This window comes from Dactylosporangium sp. CA-152071 (genome assembly GCF_050936335.1).
In the GTDB taxonomy this organism is placed as follows: domain Bacteria; phylum Actinomycetota; class Actinomycetes; order Mycobacteriales; family Micromonosporaceae; genus Dactylosporangium; species Dactylosporangium maewongense.
This window is the reverse complement of sequence record NZ_JBNJMZ010000001.1, coordinates 2158594-2181338: the sequence shown is the minus strand read 5'-3', so window position 1 is coordinate 2181338 and position 22745 is coordinate 2158594. Positions and strand designations below refer to the sequence as shown.

The window sequence follows — 22745 nt, the reverse complement described above, 5'->3', positions numbered from 1 at the left end:
CGGCGGCCGGGGAAAACGCCGCATTCGTCATTGAAACGCGTCTTCTTGCACATGGTGAAAAGCGCAGATTCGAGCCACCGTCAATCAGCTGCGTCACATCGGAGGAGCCGTGCACCGCGTCCGTCGGATCTTCACATTGTTATCGGCAGCAGGCCTGCTCGCGCCGGCGTTCGTCGGCGTGCCCGCCGGCGCGGGCGCCGCGGAGACCGTCACCTCCGGGGCCTACACCGCGGTGATCAGGCGCACGAGCTACGGCGTGCCGCACGTGCTGGCCACCAGCGTCGGCGGCGCCGCGTTCGGGCAGGGCTGGGCCTACGCCGAGGACCGGTTCTGCGACCTCGCCGACCAGGTCGTCAAGGTCCGCAGCGAGCGGTCGCGGTGGTTCGGCCCCGGGCCTGACGGCGCCAACCTGGCGACCGACTTCGCGTACCAGTCGCTGGGCCTCGTCGACCGCGCCCGGGAGCAGCTCACCAGGCTGCAGCCCGAGGAGCGCGACGTGCTCAACGGCTACGTGCGTGGCTTCAACGCGTTCCTGGCCGCCGCCGGCCCCGCCAGGGTGCCCGGCTGGTGCGCCGGCCAGCCGTGGATCGCGCCGATCTCCGCGGTCGACGTCCTCGCGTACCAGCGCGACATCGCGCTGCTGGCCAGCGGCGGCGCGCTGCTCGCCCCGATCGCCTCGGCCACCCCGCCGGGCAGCGCGAGCGCCGCGCTCGCGATCGCGCCGGAGGTCACCACCGACGGGCTGGCCGCGCTGCGGCAGCAGAAGGCCCTGTCCAGCAACGGCTGGGCGCTGGGCGCGGACAAGACCCAGACCGGGCGGGGCATGCTGGTCGGCAACCCGCACTTTCCGTGGGAGGGCGAGCTCAAGTTCTGGGAGTCGCAGCTGACCGTCCCCGGGAGTCTCAACGTGTACGGCGCGAGCCTCGGCGGCATCCCCGGGGTGCAGATCGGCTTCACCGACAAGGTCGCGTGGACGCACACGGTCGCGGAGGGGTCGCGCTTCACCTTCTACTCCGTCGACCTCGTCCCCGGCTCGCCGACCACGTACCTCGTGGACGGGCGGCCCGAGGCGATGACGTCGAAGCAGGTGACGATCCGGGTCAACCAGGGCGGCGCGCTGCAGACCGTCACCCGCACCATGTGGTTCACCCGGTACGGGCCGGTGCTGGACCTGTCGGCGATCGACCCCGCGTTCGGGTGGACGGCGACGACGGCGTACACGTACCGCGACGCCAACATCGACAACGACCGGCTGCTGCGGGTGTGGATGAACATGGCCCGCGCCACCGACGTCGCCGGCCTGCGCGCGTCGATCGGCCGCGACCAGGGCATCCCGTGGGTGAACACGGTCGCGACCGACTCTGCCGGCAACGCCTGGTACACCGACTCGTCGCCGACGCCGAACCTGTCCGTGGCGTCGCTGACGGAGATGGCGAACCACCCGCTCGGCGCGCTGAACGGCAGCGACAGCGCCAACGCGTGGGTCGTGCAGCCGGGGGCGCGCTCGCCGGGGCTGATCCCGTTCGCCCAGCAGCCGCAGCTGCAACGGCGCGACTACGTCTTCAACTCCAACGACAGCCACTGGGTGCCGAACCAGAACGCCTTCCTGACCGGCTTCTCGCCGTTGCAGGGCTCGGAGGGCACGCCGCTGTCGGCGCGGTCGCGGCAGAACCTGCGGCTCATCAACGGCACGGCCCGCTTCGACCTCGCCGGCCTCGGCACCGCCATCCTCTCCGGCGACTCGCTGACGGCCGCGGAGCTCGCCGGATACACGGTGGCGTCCTGCCGCGCGCAGGGCACCCGGCCCGTGAACGTGGACGGCACGCCGGTCGACATCAGCGCCGGTTGCGCCGCGCTCGCCGCCTGGGACCGGCTGTTCGACCTGCCGAGCCGCGGCGCGGTGCTGTGGCGGGAGACGATCGGCGCGGTCCTCGCCGAGCACCCCGACGCGCTCACGACCGCGGGTCCGCTGTTCGGCGTGGCGTTCAACCCCGCGGACCCCGGCCGCACCCCGCGCGGCGCACCGGCCGACCCGGCGCCGCTGCTGACGGGGCTCGCCCGCGCCATGCTGCGGATGCGCGCCGTAGGCCTGCCGCTGAACGTGCAGCTGCAGTCCGTCCAGTACACCGTGAAGGCCGGCCAGCGGATCCCGGTGCCCGGCTCGACGGAGAACGTCGGCATCGCCAACATGGCGCAGTACGAACCGTTCCCGGGCTCGTCCCGTGAGCCGTTCATGAACCCGGGCACGTTCGCCGAGGGCAGCGACCTCACCGACCGCGGGTACGTCGTGAACTACGGCACCAGCTTCCTGCTGACGCTCGCGTACACGTCCTCCGGCCCGTCGGCGCGCTGCGTCCTCACCTACAGCGAGTCCACCGACCCGTACTCGCCCAACTACACCGACCAGACGCTGCTGTTCCGCAACAAGCAGCTGCGCGACTGCCGCTACTCGGAGGCGTCGATCGCCGCCGACCCGAAGCTCTCCGTCAGGACAGTGCGGGGGTGATCGCGGCGACCCGGGCCGCCGCCGACCGTCGCAGCCATGCGACCGCGTCGGCGGCGGCCGGGTTCGCGCCGAACGCCGCCGCCAGGGCGACGCACTGCTCCGGCGGCAGCGGCACCCCGTCGCGGCTGGTGAGCGGGGCGGCGACGGTGTGCGTGCCGCCGCTCCGAGTCCATCCGGCCATTCTGCCGGCCCTCCCGGGCGGGGCGCCGGACCACCTTGCGCTCACCCCGCCGGCGGTGGATCCGTCGGTACGGTGGGAACGGTGACCACAGGAGGACCGGTGATCCTCGGTTTCGACGGCTCCGCGGCCGCACGGCAGGCGGTGCGCGACGCGGCGGCCCTGCTCGGCCCGCAACCGGCGCTCGTCGTCACGGTGTGGGAGGCCGGGCGGCGCTTCGAACCCCTGACGCTGCCCGTGCCGGGCTTCGAGCTCCCACCGGCCGCCCTGGACCTGCGCAGCGCCGCCGAGATGGACGAGGCCGCGTACGAGTCGGCGAAGCAGACCGCCCGGCAGGGCGCGCAGCTCGCCCGGGAGGCCGGCTTCACCACCGCCACCGCGCTCGCCGTCGCCGACGACCTGACCCCCGCCGACACCCTGCTGCGCGTGGCCCGGGAGCACGACAGCCCCGGCATCGTGGTCGGCGCGCACGGGCACCGCAAGCTCAGCGAGCTGCTGCTGGGCAGCACCTCCGACACCCTCGTGCACAAGTCCGACCGCCCGGTCGTCGTGGTCCGCGCCCGGGCCAGGGACCATTCCGGCACCCCGGAGACGACCGCTTCGGGCTGACCCGGTCCGGATCACCCGGTGCGGGTGGCGGGTGCCAGACTTGGTGCATGGGTCTGTACACAGTGGCGGAGGCGCGGGCGGCGCTCGGCCGGCTGCGGCCACTGCTCGACGAGCTCGTCGCCGTGCGGGCGGACGCTGCGGAGCTGGCGGCGGCGCTCGCACCCGGCGGCGCCGCGACGGCGCTGGGTGGGCTGCCGGAGTGGAAGGCCAGGTCCGCCAGGTTCGACGAGCTGGTCACCGAGGTGCAGCAGAGCGGGGCGCACCTCAAGGGCGTGGCGCCGCTGCTGCTCGACTTCCCGGCCGAGCTCGACGGGGTGCCGGTGCTGCTGTGCTGGCTGGAAGGCGACCGCGACCTCGCCTGGTATCACCGCGCCGACCTCGGCTTCGCCGGCCGCCGCCGGCTCGACTGAGCCGGGTCTACCGGGCGGGGATCGCGCGGTCGGCCACGACCTCGTAGACCATGTCGGTGGTGATGGAGCCGACGCGGGCGAGCTCGGAGGTGATGCGGGCGAGGTCCGGCATGTCGGCGGCGACGATCTCGGCGACGTAGCACGCCTCGCCGGTCACGCGGACGCAGCGCACGATCTGCGGCTCGCGGTCCAGGACGGCGGCGACCTTGTCGTACAGGGCGCCGTGCACCTTCATGCGCACGACCGCGCGCAGCGGCAGGCCGCAGGCGACCGGGTCGACCCTGGCCGTGTAGCCGGTGATGACGCCCCGCTCCTCCAGGCCGCGCAGGCGGGCCCGCGTCGCGGACACGCCCAGGTGGATCGCGGCCGCGAGGGACGTCAGCGACGCGCGGGCGTCCCGCTGCACCGCCGCGAGCAGCTGCCGGTCCACCTCGTCGAGCCCCGGTGCGGTCATCGCGGCAGGCTACCGCAGATCCTGCGGCGAACCGCCCGCGATGCCGCACGAACGGCCTCCACCCGGTGGGTGGCGGGCCGTAGCGTCGAGGTGTGCCTGAAACCTCGTTCGTCTATGTCGACGTGTTCGCCTCGGCCCCGCTCACCGGCGCGCCGCTCACCCTCGTGACCGACGCCGACGGGCTCACCGACCCCCAGATGCGGGCGATCGCCCGCGAGTTCAACCAGTCGGAGACCACGTTCGTCCAGTCGCCCACGCGGCCGGGGGCGACGCGGCGGCTGCGGTCCTTCACGCCGACCGGGGAGGAGGTGTACGGCGCCGGCCACAACGCCCTCGGCGCCTGGCTGTGGCTCGCCGGCCCGGGCGGCCTGGACGGCGGTGGCGACTTCACGCAGGAGATCGGCGAGGACGTGCTGCCCGTCCACGTGCGGCACGACGACGGGCGGGTGGTGGTGACCATGGAACAGTCGCCGCCCGTCTTCGGCGCCGTCGTCAGCGACCGGGCCGGGCTGGCCGCCGCGCTCGGGCTGCGCGAGGAGGACCTCGTCGCCGACCGGCCCGCCCAGGTGGTCTCCACCGGCGCGGGGCACCTGCTCGTGCCGGTGCGCGACCGCGCCGCCGTGGACCGGGCCGCGCCCGACGACGCCCGGCTCACCGCCGCGCTCCGGCAGGTCGGGGGTGAGGGCTGCTACCTGTACACCGGCGACACCGTCGACAAGGACGCCACGGCCTACGCGAGGTTCTTCAACCCGGCGATGGGAATCGCGGAGGACCCGGCGACCGGCACCGCCGCCGGCCCCCTCGCCGCGCTGCTGGCGGCCGGCGACCAAGGTGACCAGAGTGAGGTCGCCGTCGTCGTCGAGCAGGGGCACTCGATGGGCCGGCCCAGCCGGATCACCGTGACCGTCGCCGGGTCCCGCGTCCGGGTCAGCGGCTCCGGCCTGGTCGTCGCCCGCGGCACCATGACCCTGCCGGAGGCGTCGTGACCCCGGACGACGAGCGGTTCCTGCGCCGGGCGATCGCGATCGCCGTCGAGGCCCGCGCGGCGGGTGAGGCGCCCTTCGGGTCGCTGCTCGTCGCCGGCGGCCGGGTCCTCGCCGAGGAGCACAACACGGTCCTGTCCGACGACGACATCAGCGCCCACCCGGAGCTGAAGCTGGCCCGCTGGGCCGCCCGCCACCTGACCCCCGAGGACGCCGCCGCCACCACGATGTACACCAGCTGCCAGCCCTGCGGCATGTGCACCGGCGCCATCGACCGCTCCGGCCTCGGCCGGGTCGTGTACGCCCTGTCCGCCGGGCAGCTCGACGCGCTGAAACCCGCCGGCGGCTTCCCGCGGGTCCCGCAGGAGGGGCCGGCCCTGCTCGACGCGGCCCGGGCGGCCGTCGAGGGCTACTACACCGCGTGACCGGGGTGGCCTGGGAGCGGGTGTACGGCTGCGACGGCACCTCCGAGCACGTCCCCGCCCTGCTGGAGGCGTTGACGGCGGCCGAGCCGGAGACCCGTGCCCGGGCCCGGAACGAGCTGTCCGCGCACCTGTACCACCAGGGCACCCGGTGGCAGGCCAGCGCCGTCGTCGTGCCGTTCCTGGTCGCGCTCGCCGACGACCCGGCGACCCCGGACCGGGCCGACCTCCTGCGGATGCTCAGGAAGGTGGCGATCGGCGACCACCGCGACGACGCCCTGCCGTTCGACGCGCGCGCCGCCTACCCGGCGGCGGACGCGGTCACCGACGAGCAGCTGCTGCGGCTCAACCTGTGGCTCACCGGCGACGACGAGGCCGGCGACGACGAGGCCGGCGACGCGGGAGCCGACCGCTGGGCCCGGGACGCCTACGACGCCCTCGCCGCCCACGCCAGGACCGTCACCGGCTGGGTGGGTGACGCGGACCCGGCGGTCGCGGAGCTGGCCGCCGGGCTCCTGGCGTGGCTCCCGCCCACCCCGTCGGCGGTGGCGGCGCTGCTGGGGACGGCGAGCGCCGCGGCCAACCTGACCCTCGCCCACCTGCCGGTCGACGACCCGGCCGTCGACACGCACCTCCGGGGGCGGCTCGACCATCCGGATCGGCAGGTGGCGCTGACGGCGGCGATCGCGCTGGCGTACCGGCACCGCGCCGCCACCCCGGAGCCCGCCCTGACGATGATCGCCGTCGCCGCCGACCCGGACGGGCCGCTCCCGCCCGACGTGCCCGGCTGGGACGACCGGGCGCTGCGCGGCTTCGTGGCCCTCGCCCTCGCCCGCATCGGCTGGTGACACCCGGCCCGGCCGTCAGCGGTTGGGTGGGTCGGGCAGCGGGTCGCCCTGGCGGACCAGGCCGCTCTGGTACGCGAGGACCACCAGCTGCGCCCGGTCCCGGACGTTCAGCTTCGTCATCGCCCGGTTGACGTGCGTCTTGGCGGTCAGCGGCGACACGAAGAGGCGCTCGGCGATGTCGTCGTTGGACAGGCCGTGCGCGACGAGGACGAGGACCTCGCGCTCCCGGTCGGTGAGCAGGTCCAGCGCCGGCAGCGCCCCGTCGGCGTCCGGCCGGAGGCTGGTCAGGAAGCGGCTCACCAGCCCGCGGGTCGCCCGCGGCGACAGCAGCTGCTCGCCGCCCGCCACCACCCGGATCGCGTGCAGCAGGTCGGCGGGGGCGACGCCCTTGCCGAGGAACCCGCTGGCGCCCGCCTGCAGCGCGAGGACCACGTTGTCGTCGGTCTCGAACGTGGTGAGCACGAGGATCCGCACGCCGGCCAGGTTGTCGTCGGCGCCGATGCGGCGGGTCGCCTCGAGGCCGTCCATGCGCGGCATGCGGATGTCCATGAGGACGACGTCGGCGCGGGCGGTCCGGGCCAGGTCCACGGCCTCCCGCCCGTCGGCCGCCTCGCCGACGACCTCGAAGCCGGGCTCCGAGTCGATGATCATCTTGAAGCCGGCGCGGATCAGCGCCTGGTCGTCCGCGAGCAGCACCCGGATCGTCACGCGTGCTCCGCCGGCAGGACCGTGTGGATCCGGAACACCATCGTCATGCGTGCTCCGCCGGCAGGACCGCGTGGACCCGGAACACCGAGGCGCCGACCGGGCACGCGGTCACGCTCCCACCGGCGGCCGCGGCGCGCTCGCGCATGCCGAGCAGTCCGTAGCCGGCGCCCTTCTGCGCGGCCGCCCGCATCCGGTTGCTGACCTCGAGGACCACGTCGTCCGGGGTGTACTCGACGAGGAGCTGCGCCGAGCCGTCGCCGTAGCGGTGGGCGTTGGTCAGGGCCTCCTGCACGATGCGGTACGCCGCGAGATCCACCATCGCGGGCAGCTCCCGCGCCTCCCCGACCTGCCGGAGCCGCACCGGGAACCCGGTCGTCTCCAGCGTGGCGAGCAGCTCCGGCAGCCGCGCGAGGCCGGGGGCGGGCTCGGTGGTCTCACGCTCGTCGGCGCCGCGCAGCACCCCGACCACCGACTGGATCTCCTTCAGCACCGTGTCGGACGCCTCGCGGATGTGGTTCAGGACCGGGCCCACCTGGTCCGGCCGGCGCTGCAGGACGTGCGCGGCGGCGCCCGCCTGCACGCTGATGACCGCGATGTGGTGCGCGACGACGTCGTGCAACTCCCTGGCGATCCGCAGCCGCTCGTCCATGACGCGGCGCCGGGCCTCGTCCTCGCGGGTCTGCTCCGCCCGGCGGGCGCGCTCCTCGACCTCGGCGACGTACGCGCGGTGGGTGCGCGCCGCGTCGCCGACCGCGGCCGCCATGAAGATCCACGCGAAGATGCCGAGCGTCTCGCCCCGCCACCAGTCCTCGGCGGCGACGATGAGGCCCGTCAGGTACACGAACCCGGACGCGGCGAGCGCGCACACCCAGCCCTTGCGCCGGTCGGTGTGCGCCGCGATCGAGTACGTGATGACGCCGAGCGCCACGATCAGCCCCGGGTTGCTGACGCCCTGCAGGATCGCGCCGATGGTCGCGGACGTGGCGATGCCGAGCGCCGCCAGGGGCCGCAGCCGGCGGATGAGGACGGCGACGAACGCCACGCCCGCGACGATCACGTCGCCGTTGGTGGCCCGGTCGTCGGCGGCGGCGCGCAGCACGGCGAACGCCAGCACGAGGGCGAGCAGCATGTCCAGCAGCAGCGGCCTGCCCGCCGCGTATCTCCACACCCTGGTGAGCGCGGTCTCGCTGGCGTCCATGCTCTGCACCGTACGCGGCCTTTCGCGGCGGCGGCGTCGTCTGGCCGCAGTAGCCACCACCCGGGCGGCTACCACGCCCGTGGTAGCCCGGTGTCTGCGCCGGGACGACGCTTTCCGGCCCGCCGCCCGGGACCGTGGTCGGCATGGCAACCTACCTGTACCGGCTCGGGAAGCTGAGCTTCCGCCGCCGGAAGCTCGTCCTCGTGCTCTGGCTGGCACTGATCGCGGCCCTCGGCGCCGGCGCGGCGACCCTGTCGGGCCCGACGGCCGGCTCGTTCGAGATCCCGGGCACGCAGGCGCAGGAGGCGCAGGACCTGCTCGCGCAGCGCTTCCCGCAGGCCGGAGCGGGCGGCGCGCAGGCGCGGGTGGTGTTCGCCGCGCCGGCCGGCCAGAAGCTCACCGACCCCGGCAACGCCGCCGCCGTCGAGCGGACCGTCACCGCGCTGAAGGCCGGCGGTCGGGTCGCGAGCGTCTCCGACCCGCTGCGGGGGACCGTCAACCAGGCCGGGACCGTCGCCTACGCGCAGGTGACCTACACAGTGCAGCCGATCGGCCTGACGGACGCCGACCGGGCGGCGCTCGTGGACGCGACCCGCGCCGGGCGCGACGCGGGCCTGACCGTCGAGATCGGCGGCGACGCCCTGCAGGCGCCGGCGGAGCAGGGCATCGGCGAGGTGATCGGCCTGCTCATCGCCGCGCTCGTCCTGCTGGTCACCCTCGGGTCGCTGGTCGCGGCCGGCCTGCCGCTGCTGACCGCGCTGCTCGGCGTGGGCGCCGCGATGGCCGGCATCCAGATCGTGACCGGCTTCGTGGACCTCAGCAGCACCACGCCGACCCTCGCGCTGATGCTCGGCATCGCGGTCGCCATCGACTACGCGCTGTTCATCGTCTCGCGGTTCCGCCACGAGGTCGCGCTCGGCCGGTCGCCCGCCGAGGCGGCGGGGCGGGCCGTGGGCACTGCCGGGTCCGCCGTCACGTTCGCCGGGCTGACGGTCGTCATCGCCCTGGCCGCCCTCGCCGTCGTGAACATCCCGGTCCTGACCCAGATGGGGCTCGCCGCGTCCGGTGCGGTCATCGTCGCGGTGCTCATCGCCCTCACCCTGCTGCCGGCGCTGCTCGGCTTCGCGGGCGACCGGGTGGCCAAGGGCCGCGTCGCCGCCCGCAGGCACGGCAACGGCACCATGGGCCGCCGCTGGGCGGCACTCGTCACCCGGCGGCCGGTCCTGACGCTCGTCGCCGCGGTCCTCGGCCTCGGGATCGTCGCCATGCCCGTCCTCGACATGCGCCTCGGCCTGCCCGGCGACAACATGGCCGGCCCCGCCACGACCCAGCGCAAGGCCTACGACCTGCTCACCGAGGGCTTCGGCCCCGGCTTCAACGGCCCGCTGCTGGTCGTCGTCGACGCCGCCGCCAGCCCCGACCCGCAGGCCGCCGCGACCGCCGCCGCCGCGCGCATCGCGGAGCTGCCCGGCGTCGTCACCGTCAGCCCGCCGGCGCTCAACCCGGCCGGCGACACGGCGATCCTGCAGGTGATCCCCGCGACCGCGCCCGACGCGGCACAGACCACCGACCTCGTGCACGCCATCCGGGCGCTGCCGCCGTCCGGCGGTGCCGCGCTCGCCGTCACCGGCACCACCGCCGTCAACATCGACATCTCGGCGAAGATGGGGTCGGCGCTCGGGCCGTACCTGGCGGTGATCGTGGTGCTCGCGTTCCTGCTGCTGACGCTGCTGTTCCGCTCGGTGCTCGTGCCGCTGAAGGCGATCGTCGGGTTCCTGCTGAGCGTCGCCGCCACGTTCGGCGCCGTCGTCGCCGTGTTCCAGTGGGGCTGGCTCGCCGACCTCATCGGCGTCGAGCAGACCGGCCCGATCGTCAGCCTGCTCCCCGTCATCCTCATCGGGATCGTGTTCGGCCTCGCCATGGACTACGAGGTGTTCCTCGTCAGCCGCATGCGGGAGGAGCACGTGCACGGCGCCGCGCCCAAGGACGCCGTCGTCAACGGGTTCAGCCACGGCGCCCGGGTCGTCACCGCCGCCGCGATCATCATGATCAGCGTGTTCTCCGGCTTCATCCTGTCGCCCGAGGCCATGATCAAGTCGATCGGGTTCGCGCTCGCCGCGGCCATCCTCTTCGACGCGTTCGTGGTGCGGATGACGCTCGTCCCGGCGGTCATGACGCTCCTGGGCCGCCGCGCCTGGGCGCTGCCGCGCTGGCTCGACCGCCTCCTGCCCGACGTCGACGTCGAGGGCACCCGGCTGCACGGCGAGGAGCCGCCGGCGGTCGAGCCGGAGCTCGTCAGCGCTGGAACTGCCGCTCGATGAGGTCGAGCAGCGCCGCGTGGGTCCGCTGATCCGCGGCGGCGACGAGGCCGCCGGCCCCGGTGTGCATCGGCTGCCCCCGCAGCCCGGTCACCACGCAGCCGGCGGCCTCGCACAGCGCGATCCCGGCCGCGAAGTGGACGCTGTCGCGCAGGTCGCCGTCGGTCACGTACGCCGCCCGCCGGCCCGCGGCGACCCACGCGACGGCGAGGGTGCTCGACACGACCCGCGGCCGGAACAGCTCGCCGAACCCCGGATCCGCGAGGAGCCGCGCCGGGTGGAAGGCGGGACCGTTCGGGAACGGCGGGTCGAGGTTCACGTCGACAAGAGCGGACCGCGGCGTCGGTACGAGGTCCGCCTCCACCCCGTCGCGGCGCACCCGGGCCACCCCGGCGGCCGCCGAGAACGTCTCCCGGGCGAACGGGTCCACGGACACGGCCACGGTGGTGCCCGCGGGCGTGCGCAGCGCCACGTTGACGGCCACGAGCATCGCGCCGGCCGCGTAGTTGAGCGTGCCGCACAGGGGGTCGACGAGCCACGTACGGTCGCCGCCGCCGATGCGGCCGGACTCCTCGCCGTGCACGGCGTCGCCGGGCCGGGCGGCCCGCAGCACCGCCAGGATCGCCCGCTCCGCCTCGATGTCGGCCTCGGTGGCGAAGTCGCCGCCGCCCTTCGCGAACCGGTCCAGGCGGGTCCCGAAGCGCGAACGGACCACCGCCGCGCCCGCTTCGGCGGCGGCGATGGCCAGTTCGAGATCGTCTGTCGTCACGCCCCGACGATAGCCGGGGACTTCTCCACGATCGGCGTCCTCCCGCGACCGCGCAGGGCGATCCCGGCGGCGCACAGCACGGTCACCGCGAGGACGCCGGCGGCGAGCAGCGTCCTGCCGTCCGGGTCGAGCAGCGGCTGGCCGCGCAGCGCCTGCCAGGTGAGCAGGGCGATGAGGCCGCCGTACCCGAGCGCCGCCGCCCGCACGAGCCCCCGCGCGACCCGCTGCTCCCCGAGCACCGAGGACAGCCGACCCCGCGCGGCCTGCTGCTCGCCGGGCGCCGAGGACGGCCGGCGCCGGGCGGCGGCGGCGAGCAGGAGCGCCAGCAGCGGCAGGGCCTGCAGGGCGTGGATGCCGACGAAGTGCGCGACGCGCAGGTCGCCGCCGGTCGTCGACCAGCCGGTGACGGGCATCGCCGGGCCGCCGTCGGCGACGCCGACGCTGTGCGCGCCGATGATGCCGACCGTCTCGCCCCGGTCCAGGGCCGCGTCCTGCTCGGCGGTCGGCTGCGTCATGAGGAACGCGACCAGCATCCCGGCGAGCGACAGCGTGAAGCCGAGCCGGGCCGCGGACTTCAGCACCGGGTCGCCGCCGCGCTGGAAGGCGACCACGATCGCGACGACGAGGCTGGCCGTCCACAGCACCACGACCAGGTTGCCCATGAGCGACCACACGGTCTCGTCGAACGGGGTGGAGTTGTTGAAGTGGCTGGGCCGGCCCCGGACCCCTTGCAGCACGATCAGGGCCATCTCGACGGTGGCGGCGACGGCGACGACCGTCCCGGCCCACCAGCCGGTGCGCCGGCCGCGCCGGGCGGCCCGGAGCAGCCACGCCAGGGTCACCGCGTACACACCCATGGAAACGGCGAACTTGAACGGCTTGAGCCAGGTGGGGCTGCCGACGACCAGCCGGTCGTCGACGAAGATCCCGACGAGGGACACGAGGGCGAGGACACCCATCGCCGCCGCGAACCACAGCAGCGGACGGTGCCATCGGACGGGCTGCGGACCGGTCATGGTGGACTCCACGAAAGAGGGCTGATGATGCGTCCACGGTCCCAATCCGGGGGTGCCCCGCACATGCCCGCCGACCCCCTCACTCCGCGTCCCGCCTCCCTCAGGCGCCGTGGTGGGGCTGTCCCTACCAACGTCAGGTGAGCGTGCCCGCGACGAAGGCGAACGCGGCCGGGACGACCCTGCTCCAGTACCCGAAGTTGTGCCTGCCGCCGGTGTACGAGCCGGCGACGGGCGCCTCGGGCAGCTGCCGGTGCAGCGCACGGACGTCGGGGTGGAGCGGGTCGTCGCGGCCGCACCAGAGGCCGACGGGTGTCCCGCGCAGCCGGTCGCGGCCGGCGAAGACGGCGTCCCCGGGCGCGACGGCCGGCGAGAACGCGGCGACCGCGCGCACGAACCCGGGAAACGCCTCGGCGAGCAGCAGCGCCCCGGCCCCGCCCATCGACCAGCCCCACACCGCGATCCGCGTCGTGTCGAACCCCCGCTCGGCGCACCACCGCGGCACCTCGTCGTGCACCATCCGCTGCGGGTCGTCACCCCCCGAAGGCCGCCAGCCGAGGCGGTCACCGGTCGCGCCCGCCAGCACGAACGGCGGCGCGCCCCCTGCGACGGCCGCGGTCAGGAACCGGCCGAGACCCATGGCCGGGAAGTCCCGGACCGTCTTCGACCCGCCGTGCAGGACCAGGCACACGGGCAGCCCGCGCCCGTCGCCGTGCCCGGCGGGCACGCACGTGTAGACGTCGACGCTCCTGCCCCGCGCGGCCGACACCCGCCGCTCCAGCCGCTCGTCGCCGACGGGCGCGTCCGGCACGACCGGCTTGTCCCCGCCGCCCGCTCCGAGCAGCCGCCCCAGGTCACCGAACCCGACGCGGGCCGCGGACGGCAACCCGCCGCCGGACCGCACGTCGACGAACCGCGCCCCACCGGCCGCCACCGCCGCGGCGACGCCGATCCCGGCCACCCCGGCGAGCACAACCCGTCGCCGCATCCGGCCCTCCGTCACTGTCGCCCTGCCGGGTTCAACGACGGACAGGCCGATCAGTGGTAGAAGCCGACGATGCCCTTCTGCTCGGCGGCGGCACCGGCGGTCCAGGCGGCGACCGCGCGCACCTCGTCCGTCGTGCCGGACTTCAGCGGCTCGGCGGCGGCGGCGACCTCGGCGGCGGTCCAGTAGCCGATGGACGGGAAGTCGTCCGGCGACGGGAAGCTGACCGGCGCGCCGCGGAAGATGAGGTCCGACATGCTGATCGCGGCGCCGGTCGCCTTCATGGCCGGGTCGACCGTACTGTCCAGATAGGACGACGGGCACGGGTAGAACTGCGAGTTGTCCAGGAACCGGCCGGAGAACTCGACCATGTACTTGAAGCCGTAGCCGTACAGGTGGCCGGGCAGTGTCTTGTCGCCGCCCATGACGAGGTGCTCGATCGCGGTGAAGACCGACGGCGCGCCGCGGTCGTTGGAGCAGTCGAGGTCGTCGTTGAGCCGGGCGATGTCGGTGCGGAACCTGCCGCAGATCGCCCGCCGTGCCTGGTTGTCGCCGCTGCCGCACAGGGCGGCCAGCCTGTCGATGTCGACCCGGTAGGCCATGACGCCGTACCCCATGGAATCTCCCTCTGTCCGTTACGTCGTCGGGTCCGGCGAGCGCGGACAAGCGGGAAGCCGGGCGCGGAGCCGCCGGAGACGGGCATGACTCCGGCGACTCCGCTGCAACCAGCTTGACAGCAATCGTGGAATGCTGGGGGGCGTGCCGATCATCGGGTTCCTGCACACGGCCGACGTCCACGTCGCGACGTTCCGCACGCTCCTCGCCGGCGCCGCACCCGACGCGCGGGGGCTGCACGTCGTGGACGCGGCGCTGTTGGAGGACGCGCGGGCCGGCGCCGACGTGGGGGAGCGGGTCGTGGCGCGCCTGCGGGGACTCGCGGCGGACGGCGCGGACGTCATCGTCTGCACCTGCTCCACGATCGGCGGGCTCGCCGAGACCGTCGACGCCGGCGTGCCGGTGCTGCGGGTCGACCGGCCGATGGCCGAGGCGGCGGTCGCCGGGGGAGGCCGGATCGCGGTCGTCGCCGCGCTCGCCTCGACCCTCGCGCCCACGACCGGCCTGTTGCGCGAGTGCGCGGCGCTGGCCGGTGTGACCGTCGAGATCGTCGAGGCGCCGTGCCTGGACGCGTGGGCGCTGTTCGAGTCGGGGGACCTCGACGCGTACGTCCGGCGGGTCGCCGGGCACGTCCGGACCGTCGCCGCGACCGCCGACGTGGTCGTCCTCGCACAGGCGAGCATGGCCCCGGCCGCCGACCTCGTGCCGGACCTGCCGGTGCTCAGCAGCCCCAGGACCGCCGTCGCCCGCGCCGTCGCCGTCACCCCGACCTGACCTGCGGGGAAGATCCGCCGGGCGTATACCGTGGACGGGTGACGGCAGAGCGACCCGCCCGGCGGGCACCACAGGCACACACGGGCCGGGTGGTCCGCACCGAGCGGCTCACCCCGAACATGCACCGCGTCGTGCTCGGTGGCGAGGGTCTCGACAGGTTCGACGCCGGGCAGTACACCGACCACTACGTGAAGCTGATGTTCCCGCCCGCCGGCGTCGTCTACCCGAGCCCGTTCGACCTCGCCGCGATCCGCGAGCAGCTGCCCCGCGAGCAGTGGCCCGTCACCCGCACGTACACGGTGCGCGACTGGGACCCGGTGACGCGCCAGCTGACCCTGGACTTCGTCATCCACGGCGACACCGGTCTCGCCGCCCAGTGGGCGGTCGCCGCCCACCCCGGCGACGAGGTGTCCTTCGGCGGACCCGGCGGCAAGTACGCGCCCGACCCGGCCGCCGGCTGGCACCTCCTCGCCGGCGACGAGAGCGCCCTGCCGGCCATCGCCGCGGCCCTGGAGCGCCTTGCCCCGGACGCCGTCGTGGAGGCGTTCGTCGAGGTCGCCGATGCCCGCGAGGAGCAGAAGATCCCCGGCGTCACCTGGCTGCGCCGCGGCGGCCGGCCCGTCGGCGCGGCGCTCGTCGAGGCCGTCACGGCCGCCGAGTGGCGCGGCGACGACGTCCACGCGTTCGTCCACGGCGAAGCCGGCTTCGTCAAGGAGCTGCGCCGCTACCTGCGCCTCGACCGCCGGGTGCCCATGGAGCGGCTGTCGATCTCCGGGTACTGGCGCCTCGGCCACGACGAGGACGGCTGGCAGGCCTCCAAGCGCGACTGGAACACCCAGGTCGAGGCGGAGCAGGAAGGCGACCGGCAGCAGTGACCCTGCTGCTGAAGCTGCTGCTCGCCCCGCTCCTCGTCGTCGCCTCGTCCCTCGCCGGCCGCCGCTGGGGCGCCCCCGTCGCCGGCACCCTGGTCGCGCTGCCGATCGTCGCCGGCCCGATCCTGCTCGTCACCTGCCTCGAGCAGGGCCCCCGGTTCGGCGCCCGGGCCGCGTCGTCGGCGCTGCTCGGCCTGGTGTCCCTCGCGGCGTTCACGGTCGTCTTCGCCTGGTGCTCGCGGCGCACCGGCTGGGTCGGCTCCCTCGCCGCCGCATGGCTCGCGACGCTCGCCCTGGACCTCGCCCTCGCCCGCCTGACCGTTCCTCCGTTCGCGGGTTTCGCCATCGTGCTGGCGGCGGCCTGGCTCGCCCTCCGCGTCTTCCCCGCGGCACCGGTCTCGTCCGCGGAGCAGTCGCCGTCCTGGCCCTGGTGGGACCTGCCGGGGCGGGCCTTCGCGACCGCGGCCCTGGTCGTCACCGTCACGACCGCCGCCGAGACGGTCGGCCCGTCGTTCACCGGTGTCCTCGCCCCGTTCCCGATCGCCACCAGCGTCGTCGCCGCCTTCGTCCTCGCCCAGCAGGGCACCGACGGCGCGGTTGAGACGCTGCGCGGCGTCCCGCGCGGCCTGCTCGGCTTCGCCGTCTTCTGCCTGCTCGTAGCCGTCCTCGTCGAGCGCCTCGGCACCCCGGCCACGTTCGCCGCCGCGCTCGCCGTGACCCTGGCGGTGCAGCTCGCCTGGCGCTGGGCCCTGTCCCGCCGCGCCGAGCCCGCCCTGGCGTCGGGCTGACATGCTCTCCGCCCGCGCCAAGCGGTTCCTGGCCGAGCACGCCACCCGGCACCCTCCGATGCCCGAAGCCGCGATCCGGGCCGCCGCGGGAGACCTGCCCGGCGACGCCGTCGAGGCGCTCGTGCGGTTCGAGGCGAGCTACGGCGGCCTGTGGTACCGGGTCATCGGCGGCAACCCGATGGAGCACGGCCTCGACGGCGAGGTCGAGGTCCACGACACACCCCTGGGCCCCGCGTTCACCGGCATCCTGGACGGCGCCTGGACCTGGCCCGTCGACGTGCTCCTCGACGGCCGCACCGCGCTGGACCTGGGGAGCTGGCCGTTCCGCGTCATCGACCGCTCCGTCGAGCAGCGCATCGAGAAGCACGCGCTGCTGGTCGAGGTCAAGGGGTGGCCGCACCGCACGTACACCTGCCGGACGCCGCCACTCGTCGCACCGGTCGCGGACGAGCGGCTGCTGCCGCCCGCGGTGCCCGAGGCGAGCGGCCCGGCCGACCTGTGGTGGCGCGACGACGACACGGCCGTCGAGGCGACCCTGCACGCCTGGGGCGGCGGGCAGGACCTGTGGACGGTCCGGCACTTCGGCCGGGTGCCGCACCTGGCGCACCACGCGGACCCCATCGTCTACGCGGCGATGGGCCACGAGACGGTCCCCGCCACCTGGTGCATCCTGTGCTCCGAACCCGTCGCTCCGGAACGGATGTGCCCGCCGCCGCCGGCCTCGCCTCAAACCTCCGGCGGCAGGCTCAGGAGGCGCGCAGGCGGGTGACGAAGCCGATCCGGTCGCCGCGGTGGAGCGAGCGCGGCCCCCGCGGGGATCCGCTCGGTGGTGACGACCCGCCGGCCCGGCCGCTGCCCGTGTCGCGCAGCGCTTCGGTGCACGACACCAGCTCCAGCGGCTGGATCAGCTCCGGGGCGGCGACGAACGTGCCACCGCCCCGGTAGGCGCGCAGGCGGCCCTCACGGCCGTCGTGAGGGCCCCGCGGGCAGGGGTTACGCGATGCGCAGGTCGTCGATCGCCCAGTACCAGTTGTTGTTGGCGTCGTAGTAGCGGAACTTGACGACCATCCGGGTCGCCCCGGCCGGGACCGTCACGGGCAGCGACTCGACCTTCGCCCGCGCGTCGGCGCTGTAGCGCTTGACGAGCACGTCGGCGCCGCCGTTGAACGACACGAGGACGTCGGCCTTCTGGGCGCCCTCCTGCCGGTAGTGCGTCACGTAGTTGAGCCGGACCGTGCTGCCGGCGGTCACGGTGTAGGACGGGGACAGCAGCGTCGAGTCATAGCTGGTGCCGCCGGCCTTGTCGTTGAACTCGTCGGAGTCGGCGACGGCGAAGACGCCGCGGGTGCGCAGCGCGTTCTCCCGCTCCTGGCCGCTCTGCGCCCGGCTCCAGAACTCGTCGGTGGTGAAGCTCCAGCCGCGCCACTCGGTGACCCCGCCGGACGGCATGCGGCTGCGGTCGACCGACCAGCCCGCGGGCGCGGTCGGCGTCCAGCCCTTGAGCGTTGCCGGGATGCCGGTCTCGTCGACCCGCGTCTGCAGTGACGGCGCGAGGGTGTCGAACGCATCGGTGGACCGCACGGAGACGGGCTTGCCGTCCAGGGCGGCGCTCACGCCGAAGTGGCCGAGCGCGGTCGAGGCGACGTCGGCGAGGCGGGTGTCGACCGGCCGCGCGCCGGCCGCGACGCCGGTGCCCTTGGCGAGGACGAACGTGCGACGCTCGTCGATGCCGCAGCCGCCGTGGCCGCCGCCGGGGTTCGCGTGGCCGTGGTCGGTGGTGACGACGACCAACCAGTCCTCGCCGCTGTACGTGGGGCGCGCCGCGATCGCCGCGAGCAGCTGGCCGAGCTGCTGGTCCTGCTTCTCGATCGCGGTCCGGTACGCGGTGCCGGTGCCGCTGGCGTGCGCGACGACGTCGGTGTTGCCCAGGTAGACGAAGGACGCGTCAGGGTTCTCGTTGCGCAGCCGGTTGACCGCGTCGGAGGTGATCTTCGCGTCGGCGCTGACGTAGCCCTCGGCGTCGCCGTCGAACGTGACGCGGGTGTCGATCGCGGTGCCGAACGTGCCCTGCGTGTGCAGCACCGCCCAGTCGACCGCCGAGTAGGTGCGGTAGGCCGGGTTCGCGCTCTCCAGGCGGGTAAGGAAGTCCGGGTAGGTCCCGTACTGCTTGCCGGCGAACGTGTTGTCCTTCACGCCGTGCTTGTCGGGGAACACGCCGGTCGCGATCGTCGACCAGCCGGGCCCGCTGGAGGAGGCCGCGACGCCCGGGCAGTACACCAGGCTCTCGCCGAGGGTGCCGCCGGCGGCGAGGGCGTCGAGGTTGGGCGCGTTCGCGGCGACCACGGCCGCCCAGTTGAGCCCGTCCATGCCGACCACCAGCAGCTTCTTGACGGGCGCGGCCGCGTGCGCGGGCGTTGCGGTGGTGACGAGCGCGGCGCCGGTGAGCGCCAGGCCGGTGGCGAGGGCGCCGGCCACGATCGATCGTTGCATCGAAAACCTCCGAGTCGGGGTCGCGTCGCAACGCATCGAAATCAATCAGGATGAACGGCGTCCCCCCGCAAGGCGGGCTCCTGGATAACAGGTCCGGACCAATTCGCGTTTTCGGCAGGTGTACGAACTGCCGCCACGCCGGCCGCTTCGCCGGATGCGACGGGGAGCGGCTCCGCGGGCCGTGGCGGAGCCGTCGCGGTCGCGGGATTCGGCTTGGTGGGGGTCGCGTTCGCGGCGTGCGGCTTGTCGGGGGTCGCGGTCGCGGGGTGCGGCTTCGCGGGGCGCAGGAGGGCTGTCGCGGTCGCGGCGGCGGTGAGGTACAGCAGGGCCTGGCCGTTCAGCAGCGGCACGACGCCGAGCCGGTCGGCGAGCAGGCCGGCGGCGAGCATGCCGGCGCCGCTGCTGCCCTCGAAGACCGCGCCGAACACCCCGAACACCTTGCCCCGGGCGCCGTCGGGGGTCTCCTGCTGCAACAGGCTCACCAGCCCGGTGATCATGACGACGCCGGGCGCGCCGACCAGGATGAACAGCGCGACGTACACCGGAAGGGCCGTCGTCACGAGCGGCCCGTTCCACACCGCCAGCGACAGCAGCCCGAAGGCGCCGGCGCCGACGGCGATCAGCGTGCCGGGCGCCGGCGAGCGGCGGGCCACGGCGAGCAGCAGGCCCAGCGTGATCGCGCCGATCGCCTGGACCCCGCGCAGCAGGCCGGTCTCGGCCGCGCCGCCGCCCAGCTCGCGGGCGACCCACACGACGAACAGCACGACGAAGACGCCCTGCGCGGTGCCGCAGAGCGCGGCGACCCCCAGCGCGGACCAGACCCGGCGCCCGCCGAGGCCGCCGCCACCCGGGGTTTGCGGATCCGCGGCCTCGCGTGCCCCGCCGGCGACGCCCGCGATCAGCAGGCCGGCCGCGAGGAACGTGACCAGGTCCACCGCCACGATCACGGGCAATCCGCTGACCGCCAGGAGCAGGCCGCCCAGCGGGCCGCCCACCAGCCGGCCCGCGTTCTGGCCGAAGCCGAGCAGGGCGTTGGCCGGCACCAGCTCCGCGGCGGGGATCAGGGTCGGCAGCAGCGCGTTCCTGGCCGGGCCGAACACCGCGAGCGCGGCCGCCTCGACGGCGATCACCGCGTAGAGGATCGGCAGGTCGCCCCGGTCGTGGACGAACAGGAGCGGCAGCAGCGCGGCCGCCTGGACCGTCACGACCGTGACCAGCAGCCGGCGGCGGTCCCACCGGTCGGCGAGGTGCCCGGCGACGGGGCCGAGCAGGACCGCGGGTGCCAGCTCGATCAGGAACGCGAACGACGTCTGCAGGGACGAGCCGGTCAGCTGGTACACGAGAATCGGCAGCGCGACCAGCAGCAGCCAGTCGCCCGAGTCGGAGATCAGGCCGGCGAGCCAGAGCCGCCGGAAGTCACGGTGTCGCAGTGGCCGCATCGGGCCCCTCCTCGTTGTCGCGCATGAGCGGAAAGCCGTGGAAGCCCAGGTGGGCCATCTGGGCGCCGTCCGGGTCATCGTCGCGGGTCGCGGCGATGAAGGGGCGGATCAGCGCGTCGATCTGGTCGCCGAGGACCCGCAGCTCGTCCGGGGTGACCTTCAGCGTGTAGAGCCCGTAGTGGTCGGCGTCCCGCCACCGCGCGGGGGCGTTGTCGCGGCGGGCCAGCCAGTCGCGCACGAGGCGCTGGTCGCGCTGGACGCTGAGGGCGGCGATGGTGGCCGCCTGCCGGCCCTCCGGGGAGTCCGCGTCGGCGTCCGGCTGCACGGAGAAGCCGGTGACCAGGGCCCGCCAGGGCCGCTCGCGTCCGTCCCGCTCGCTCGTGTCGTCCGGCGCGACGAGGCCCGCCTTGGCGAGGGCGCGCAGGTGGTAGCTGCAGTTGGACGGGGTGTCGCCGACCGCCCGCGCGCACTGCGACGCCGTCGCCGGGCCGGTGGCGATGAGGTGGCTCAGCAGCTCGTAGCGCACCGGGTGGGCCAGGGTCCGCAGCTCCTCCGGCTCGCTGAGCGTCCGCCGCGCTTCTCTGCCCACCGTGTCCTCCAACTCCTTCAACTCTGAAAGTGACTTTCAGAGTGCCACAGATCAGTGCGATGTGAAAGAGTCTTTCAGACTTCAGATCCAGCCGGTCTCGGTCGCGATGCGGATCGCGTCGACGCGGTTGCGCGCGTGCAGCTTCGTCCCGGCGGACATCAGGAGGTCACGGACCGTGCCGACCGACAGCACGAGCGTCGCGGCGATGGCGGGCGGCAGCGGCGGCACTGCACCGGGCGCGTCGAGCCGGACGCCGGCGGTCATGAGCACCGGACTCGGCGTCATGGACTTCGTGCTGTTCCTCCTCCTGACCGTCCTGCTCTGCGGGCTGGCTCGACCAGTCGCCGACCACGGAACGTCCGGCCGCCGGCTCGAAGACCCGCGTCGCGATGATGGCCCCGAAACTTCGCCCCCGGCGCCGACAAATCAGGCCCGAAGCTGGCCGCATCTGCGAGCAGGCTGTGCCGTAGCGGGCAGGGATGCCCGAAGCTGATGACCGAGGAGTGCGTGCGATGGGCAACGAGATCACCCCGTTCCGGATCCATGTCGACCAGGCGGAGCTGGACGACCTGCGCCGGCGGCTCGCCGGGGTCCGCTGGCCGGCGCAGGTGCCGGGGGTGGGCTGGGAGCGGGGCGTGCCGGTCGAGCACCTGCGGGAGCTCGTGGACCAGTGGACGAAGTTCGACTGGCGCGCGGTCGAGGAGCAGATCAACCGGCACCCGCAGTACACCACCCGCATCGACGACCAGGACATCCACTTCCTGCACGTCAGGTCCCCTCACGACGGCGCGCTGCCGGTGCTGCTGGCGCACGGCTGGCCCGGTTCGTTCGCCGAGTTCCTCCAGGTCATCGAGCCGCTGACCAACCCCGCCGACCCGGCCGACGCGTTTCACCTGGTGATCCCGTCGCACCCCAACTTCGGCTTCACCGGGCCGGCCGGGGCCGGCTGGGACGCCCGGCGGATCGCCACCGCGTACGCGGAGCTGATGGCCCGGCTCGGCTACGACCGCTACGGCGCGCAGGGCGGCGACTTCGGCGCGTTCATCGCCCCCGACCTCGGCCGCGTCGCACCCGAGCACGTCGTCGGCGTGCACGTCAACGCCGCGACGGCCGGCTTCATCCCGTTCGGCGGCCTGCCCGAGGGCACCGTGCTCACCGACGCCGAGCAGGCGCGCCTCGACCGGATGCAGCGCTTCCTCGACTCGGGGAACGGCTACTTCCAGATCCAGGCCAGCAAGCCGCACACGCTCGGCTTCGGCCTCGCCGACTCACCCGTCGGGCAGCTCGCCTGGATCGGCGAGAAGTTCCACGACTGGGCCCACCCGGCCGGCTCGATCGACGCCGAGCACGTGCTGACCCACGCGACCCTCTACTGGCTCACCAACACCGGTGCGTCGTCGGCGCAGATGTACTACGAGTCGATGCACACCCACAACTGGCCGACCCCTTCCACGGTGCCGACCGGCGTGGCGAACTTCGCCGAGGACATCGCGATCCGCCAGTTCGCGTCGCAGCTGAACAACATCACCCACTGGGCCGAGTACGACCGCGGCGGCCACTTCGCGGCCCTCGAAGTGCCCGACCTGTTCGTCGACGAGGTCCGCACCTTCTTCCGCACCGTGCGCTGACCCGGCCCGCGGCTGCCCTAGCTGCGGCCGCCCTGGCCGCTGTCGCCCCGGTCCCGCCGTCCGAATCGCTGCCATTGCCGCGGGCAGTCAATTCAGGCGCCTCGTCGCGGGACCGGGTCGACACCGATCACGCCCCCCACTGTCCACAG

General features: G+C 74.4%; 24 protein-coding genes and 1 pseudogene. 12 read left to right on the top strand and 13 right to left on the bottom strand.

Annotated features, from left to right (window positions below; genetic code table 11):
* Positions 1 to 109 precede the first annotated feature (109 nt).
* Positions 110 to 2506: a penicillin acylase family protein gene (locus ACQEVZ_RS09490; protein WP_433364123.1), complete on the top strand. Its 2397-nt coding sequence runs from the start codon at positions 110 to 112 to the stop codon at positions 2504 to 2506.
* On the opposite strand, the gene ACQEVZ_RS09485 is transcribed toward ACQEVZ_RS09490, so the two are convergent.
* Positions 2487 to 2687 (bottom strand): hypothetical protein, encoded by a 201-nt coding sequence (locus tag ACQEVZ_RS09485; RefSeq protein WP_433364120.1) that lies wholly within the window; start codon positions 2685 to 2687, stop codon positions 2487 to 2489. The two genes, ACQEVZ_RS09490 and ACQEVZ_RS09485, sit on opposite strands and share 20 nt — an antisense overlap.
* An 81-nt stretch (positions 2688 to 2768) precedes the next feature.
* On the opposite strand from ACQEVZ_RS09485, the gene ACQEVZ_RS09480 reads away from it, so the two are divergent.
* Both ACQEVZ_RS09480 and ACQEVZ_RS09475 read left to right on the top strand, forming a co-directional pair.
* Entirely contained in the window at positions 2769 to 3293 is a 525-nt protein-coding gene (locus ACQEVZ_RS09480; protein ID WP_344510589.1) for a universal stress protein, read from the top strand.
* Positions 3294 to 3340: 47 nt separating this feature from the next.
* Entirely contained in the window at positions 3341 to 3703 is a 363-nt protein-coding gene (locus ACQEVZ_RS09475; protein ID WP_360572591.1) for a DUF2203 domain-containing protein, read from the top strand.
* A 7-nt stretch (positions 3704 to 3710) separates the two neighbouring features.
* Here ACQEVZ_RS09475 and ACQEVZ_RS09470 read toward each other — a convergent pair whose 3' ends face one another.
* Complete coding sequence (locus ACQEVZ_RS09470) at positions 3711 to 4157, bottom strand: Lrp/AsnC family transcriptional regulator (protein ID WP_344510585.1); 447 nt, start codon at positions 4155 to 4157, stop codon at positions 3711 to 3713.
* A gap of 92 nt (positions 4158 to 4249) precedes the next feature.
* Between ACQEVZ_RS09470 and ACQEVZ_RS09465 the strand changes: the two genes are divergently transcribed.
* The 3 genes from ACQEVZ_RS09465 to ACQEVZ_RS09455 are packed head-to-tail and all read left to right on the top strand — an operon-like array spanning position 4250 to position 6410.
* On the top strand, positions 4250 to 5143 hold the full coding sequence (locus ACQEVZ_RS09465; protein WP_433364115.1) for a PhzF family phenazine biosynthesis protein: 894 nt from the start codon (positions 4250 to 4252) through the stop codon (positions 5141 to 5143).
* Positions 5140 to 5565 (top strand): nucleoside deaminase, encoded by a 426-nt coding sequence (locus ACQEVZ_RS09460; RefSeq protein WP_433364112.1) that lies wholly within the window; start codon positions 5140 to 5142, stop codon positions 5563 to 5565. Before ACQEVZ_RS09465 ends, ACQEVZ_RS09460 begins: the two co-directional genes overlap by 4 nt.
* Positions 5562 to 6410, top strand: coding sequence for a hypothetical protein (locus ACQEVZ_RS09455; protein ID WP_433364109.1), 849 nt, complete (start codon positions 5562 to 5564; stop codon positions 6408 to 6410). Before ACQEVZ_RS09460 ends, ACQEVZ_RS09455 begins: the two co-directional genes overlap by 4 nt.
* Positions 6411 to 6425: 15 nt before the next feature.
* Here the strand turns inward: ACQEVZ_RS09455 and ACQEVZ_RS09450 are convergent, their stop codons facing one another.
* Complete coding sequence (locus ACQEVZ_RS09450; RefSeq protein ID WP_344510577.1) at positions 6426 to 7118, bottom strand: response regulator transcription factor; 693 nt, start codon at positions 7116 to 7118, stop codon at positions 6426 to 6428.
* A 43-nt stretch (positions 7119 to 7161) separates the two neighbouring features.
* A complete protein-coding gene (locus ACQEVZ_RS09445) occupies positions 7162 to 8316 on the bottom strand; it encodes a sensor histidine kinase (RefSeq protein WP_433364105.1) in 1155 nt (384 codons plus the stop codon).
* 143 nt (positions 8317 to 8459) lie between these two features.
* Between ACQEVZ_RS09445 and ACQEVZ_RS09440 the strand changes: the two genes are divergently transcribed.
* Positions 8460 to 10637: an MMPL family transporter gene (locus ACQEVZ_RS09440; protein ID WP_433364102.1), complete on the top strand. Its 2178-nt coding sequence runs from the start codon at positions 8460 to 8462 to the stop codon at positions 10635 to 10637.
* Here the strand turns inward: ACQEVZ_RS09440 and ACQEVZ_RS09435 are convergent.
* The 4 genes from ACQEVZ_RS09435 to ACQEVZ_RS09420 all read right to left on the bottom strand — a co-directional run bounded on the left by ACQEVZ_RS09435 (position 10612) and on the right by ACQEVZ_RS09420 (position 14018).
* Positions 10612 to 11403, bottom strand: a complete 792-nt coding sequence (locus ACQEVZ_RS09435) for an inositol monophosphatase family protein (protein WP_433364099.1) — start codon at positions 11401 to 11403, stop codon at positions 10612 to 10614. The two genes, ACQEVZ_RS09440 and ACQEVZ_RS09435, sit on opposite strands and share 26 nt — an antisense overlap.
* The gene (locus ACQEVZ_RS09430; RefSeq protein WP_433364096.1) at positions 11400 to 12419 is read right to left on the bottom strand and encodes a hypothetical protein; all 1020 of its coding nucleotides are present in this window, start codon (positions 12417 to 12419) and stop codon (positions 11400 to 11402) included. The genes ACQEVZ_RS09435 and ACQEVZ_RS09430 overlap by 4 nt, the downstream gene beginning before the upstream one ends.
* A 133-nt stretch (positions 12420 to 12552) precedes the next feature.
* Positions 12553 to 13404: an alpha/beta hydrolase gene (locus ACQEVZ_RS09425; protein WP_433364093.1), complete on the bottom strand. Its 852-nt coding sequence runs from the start codon at positions 13402 to 13404 to the stop codon at positions 12553 to 12555.
* Between the two features lie 50 nt (positions 13405 to 13454).
* Positions 13455 to 14018 carry a DUF7691 family protein gene (locus ACQEVZ_RS09420; protein WP_344510565.1) on the bottom strand — a complete coding sequence of 188 codons (564 nt, stop codon included), beginning with the start codon at positions 14016 to 14018 and terminating at the stop codon, positions 13455 to 13457.
* A 142-nt stretch (positions 14019 to 14160) separates the two neighbouring features.
* Between ACQEVZ_RS09420 and ACQEVZ_RS09415 the strand changes: the two genes are divergently transcribed.
* From ACQEVZ_RS09415 to ACQEVZ_RS09400, 4 genes are read left to right on the top strand one after another with little or no spacing between them, the layout of a single operon-like run.
* A complete protein-coding gene (locus tag ACQEVZ_RS09415; protein WP_433364089.1) occupies positions 14161 to 14790 on the top strand; it encodes an aspartate/glutamate racemase family protein in 630 nt (209 codons plus the stop codon).
* Between the two features lie 38 nt (positions 14791 to 14828).
* Positions 14829 to 15665: a siderophore-interacting protein gene (locus ACQEVZ_RS09410; protein WP_433364087.1), complete on the top strand. Its 837-nt coding sequence runs from the start codon at positions 14829 to 14831 to the stop codon at positions 15663 to 15665.
* A complete protein-coding gene (locus tag ACQEVZ_RS09405; protein ID WP_433364084.1) occupies positions 15662 to 16450 on the top strand; it encodes a hypothetical protein in 789 nt (262 codons plus the stop codon). Before ACQEVZ_RS09410 ends, ACQEVZ_RS09405 begins: the two co-directional genes overlap by 4 nt.
* Before the next feature lies 1 nt (position 16451).
* Positions 16452 to 17219 carry a hypothetical protein gene (locus ACQEVZ_RS09400; RefSeq protein WP_433364082.1) on the top strand — a complete coding sequence of 256 codons (768 nt, stop codon included), beginning with the start codon at positions 16452 to 16454 and terminating at the stop codon, positions 17217 to 17219.
* Positions 17220 to 17245: 26 nt separating this feature from the next.
* Here ACQEVZ_RS09400 and ACQEVZ_RS09395 read toward each other — a convergent pair.
* The 5 genes and pseudogenes from ACQEVZ_RS09395 to ACQEVZ_RS09375 form a co-directional block, all read right to left on the bottom strand.
* Positions 17246 to 17412: pseudogene (locus ACQEVZ_RS09395) on the bottom strand (GntR family transcriptional regulator); the annotation flags it as partial.
* A 31-nt stretch (positions 17413 to 17443) separates the two neighbouring features.
* Positions 17444 to 18940: an alkaline phosphatase family protein gene (locus ACQEVZ_RS09390; protein WP_433364079.1), complete on the bottom strand. Its 1497-nt coding sequence runs from the start codon at positions 18938 to 18940 to the stop codon at positions 17444 to 17446.
* Positions 18941 to 18981: 41 nt separating this feature from the next.
* Positions 18982 to 20379 (bottom strand): MFS transporter, encoded by a 1398-nt coding sequence (locus tag ACQEVZ_RS09385; RefSeq protein ID WP_433364076.1) that lies wholly within the window; start codon positions 20377 to 20379, stop codon positions 18982 to 18984.
* Positions 20357 to 20968: an ArsR/SmtB family transcription factor gene (locus ACQEVZ_RS09380; protein WP_433364073.1), complete on the bottom strand. Its 612-nt coding sequence runs from the start codon at positions 20966 to 20968 to the stop codon at positions 20357 to 20359. Before ACQEVZ_RS09380 ends, ACQEVZ_RS09385 begins: the two co-directional genes overlap by 23 nt.
* An 81-nt stretch (positions 20969 to 21049) precedes the next feature.
* Positions 21050 to 21253 (bottom strand): hypothetical protein, encoded by a 204-nt coding sequence (locus ACQEVZ_RS09375; RefSeq protein WP_433364070.1) that lies wholly within the window; start codon positions 21251 to 21253, stop codon positions 21050 to 21052.
* 227 nt (positions 21254 to 21480) lie between these two features.
* Here ACQEVZ_RS09375 and ACQEVZ_RS09370 point away from each other — a divergent pair, with 227 nt between their 5' ends.
* Positions 21481 to 22596, top strand: coding sequence for an epoxide hydrolase family protein (locus ACQEVZ_RS09370; RefSeq protein ID WP_433364067.1), 1116 nt, complete (start codon positions 21481 to 21483; stop codon positions 22594 to 22596).
* Positions 22597 to 22745: the final 149 nt, after the last annotated feature.

What these genes read in the sequence shown, in the direction of transcription:
- ACQEVZ_RS09485 (WP_433364120.1), bottom strand. Translation starts at nt 2,687, where the DNA reads ATGGCCGGATGGACTCGGAGCGGCGGCACGCACACCGTCGCCGCCCCG.
- ACQEVZ_RS09475 (WP_360572591.1), top strand. Translation starts at nt 3,341, where the DNA reads ATGGGTCTGTACACAGTGGCGGAGGCGCGGGCGGCGCTCGGCCGGCTG.
- ACQEVZ_RS09470 (WP_344510585.1), bottom strand. Translation starts at nt 4,157, where the DNA reads ATGACCGCACCGGGGCTCGACGAGGTGGACCGGCAGCTGCTCGCGGCG.
- ACQEVZ_RS09445 (WP_433364105.1), bottom strand. Translation starts at nt 8,316, where the DNA reads ATGGACGCCAGCGAGACCGCGCTCACCAGGGTGTGGAGATACGCGGCG.
- ACQEVZ_RS09440 (WP_433364102.1), top strand. Translation starts at nt 8,460, where the DNA reads ATGGCAACCTACCTGTACCGGCTCGGGAAGCTGAGCTTCCGCCGCCGG.
- ACQEVZ_RS09430 (WP_433364096.1), bottom strand. Translation starts at nt 12,419, where the DNA reads ATGACCGGTCCGCAGCCCGTCCGATGGCACCGTCCGCTGCTGTGGTTC.
- ACQEVZ_RS09425 (WP_433364093.1), bottom strand. Translation starts at nt 13,404, where the DNA reads ATGCGGCGACGGGTTGTGCTCGCCGGGGTGGCCGGGATCGGCGTCGCC.
- ACQEVZ_RS09420 (WP_344510565.1), bottom strand. Translation starts at nt 14,018, where the DNA reads ATGGGGTACGGCGTCATGGCCTACCGGGTCGACATCGACAGGCTGGCC.
- ACQEVZ_RS09400 (WP_433364082.1), top strand. Translation starts at nt 16,452, where the DNA reads ATGCTCTCCGCCCGCGCCAAGCGGTTCCTGGCCGAGCACGCCACCCGG.
- ACQEVZ_RS09390 (WP_433364079.1), bottom strand. Translation starts at nt 18,940, where the DNA reads ATGCAACGATCGATCGTGGCCGGCGCCCTCGCCACCGGCCTGGCGCTC.
- ACQEVZ_RS09385 (WP_433364076.1), bottom strand. Translation starts at nt 20,379, where the DNA reads ATGCGGCCACTGCGACACCGTGACTTCCGGCGGCTCTGGCTCGCCGGC.
- ACQEVZ_RS09375 (WP_433364070.1), bottom strand. Translation starts at nt 21,253, where the DNA reads ATGACGCCGAGTCCGGTGCTCATGACCGCCGGCGTCCGGCTCGACGCG.
- ACQEVZ_RS09370 (WP_433364067.1), top strand. Translation starts at nt 21,481, where the DNA reads ATGGGCAACGAGATCACCCCGTTCCGGATCCATGTCGACCAGGCGGAG.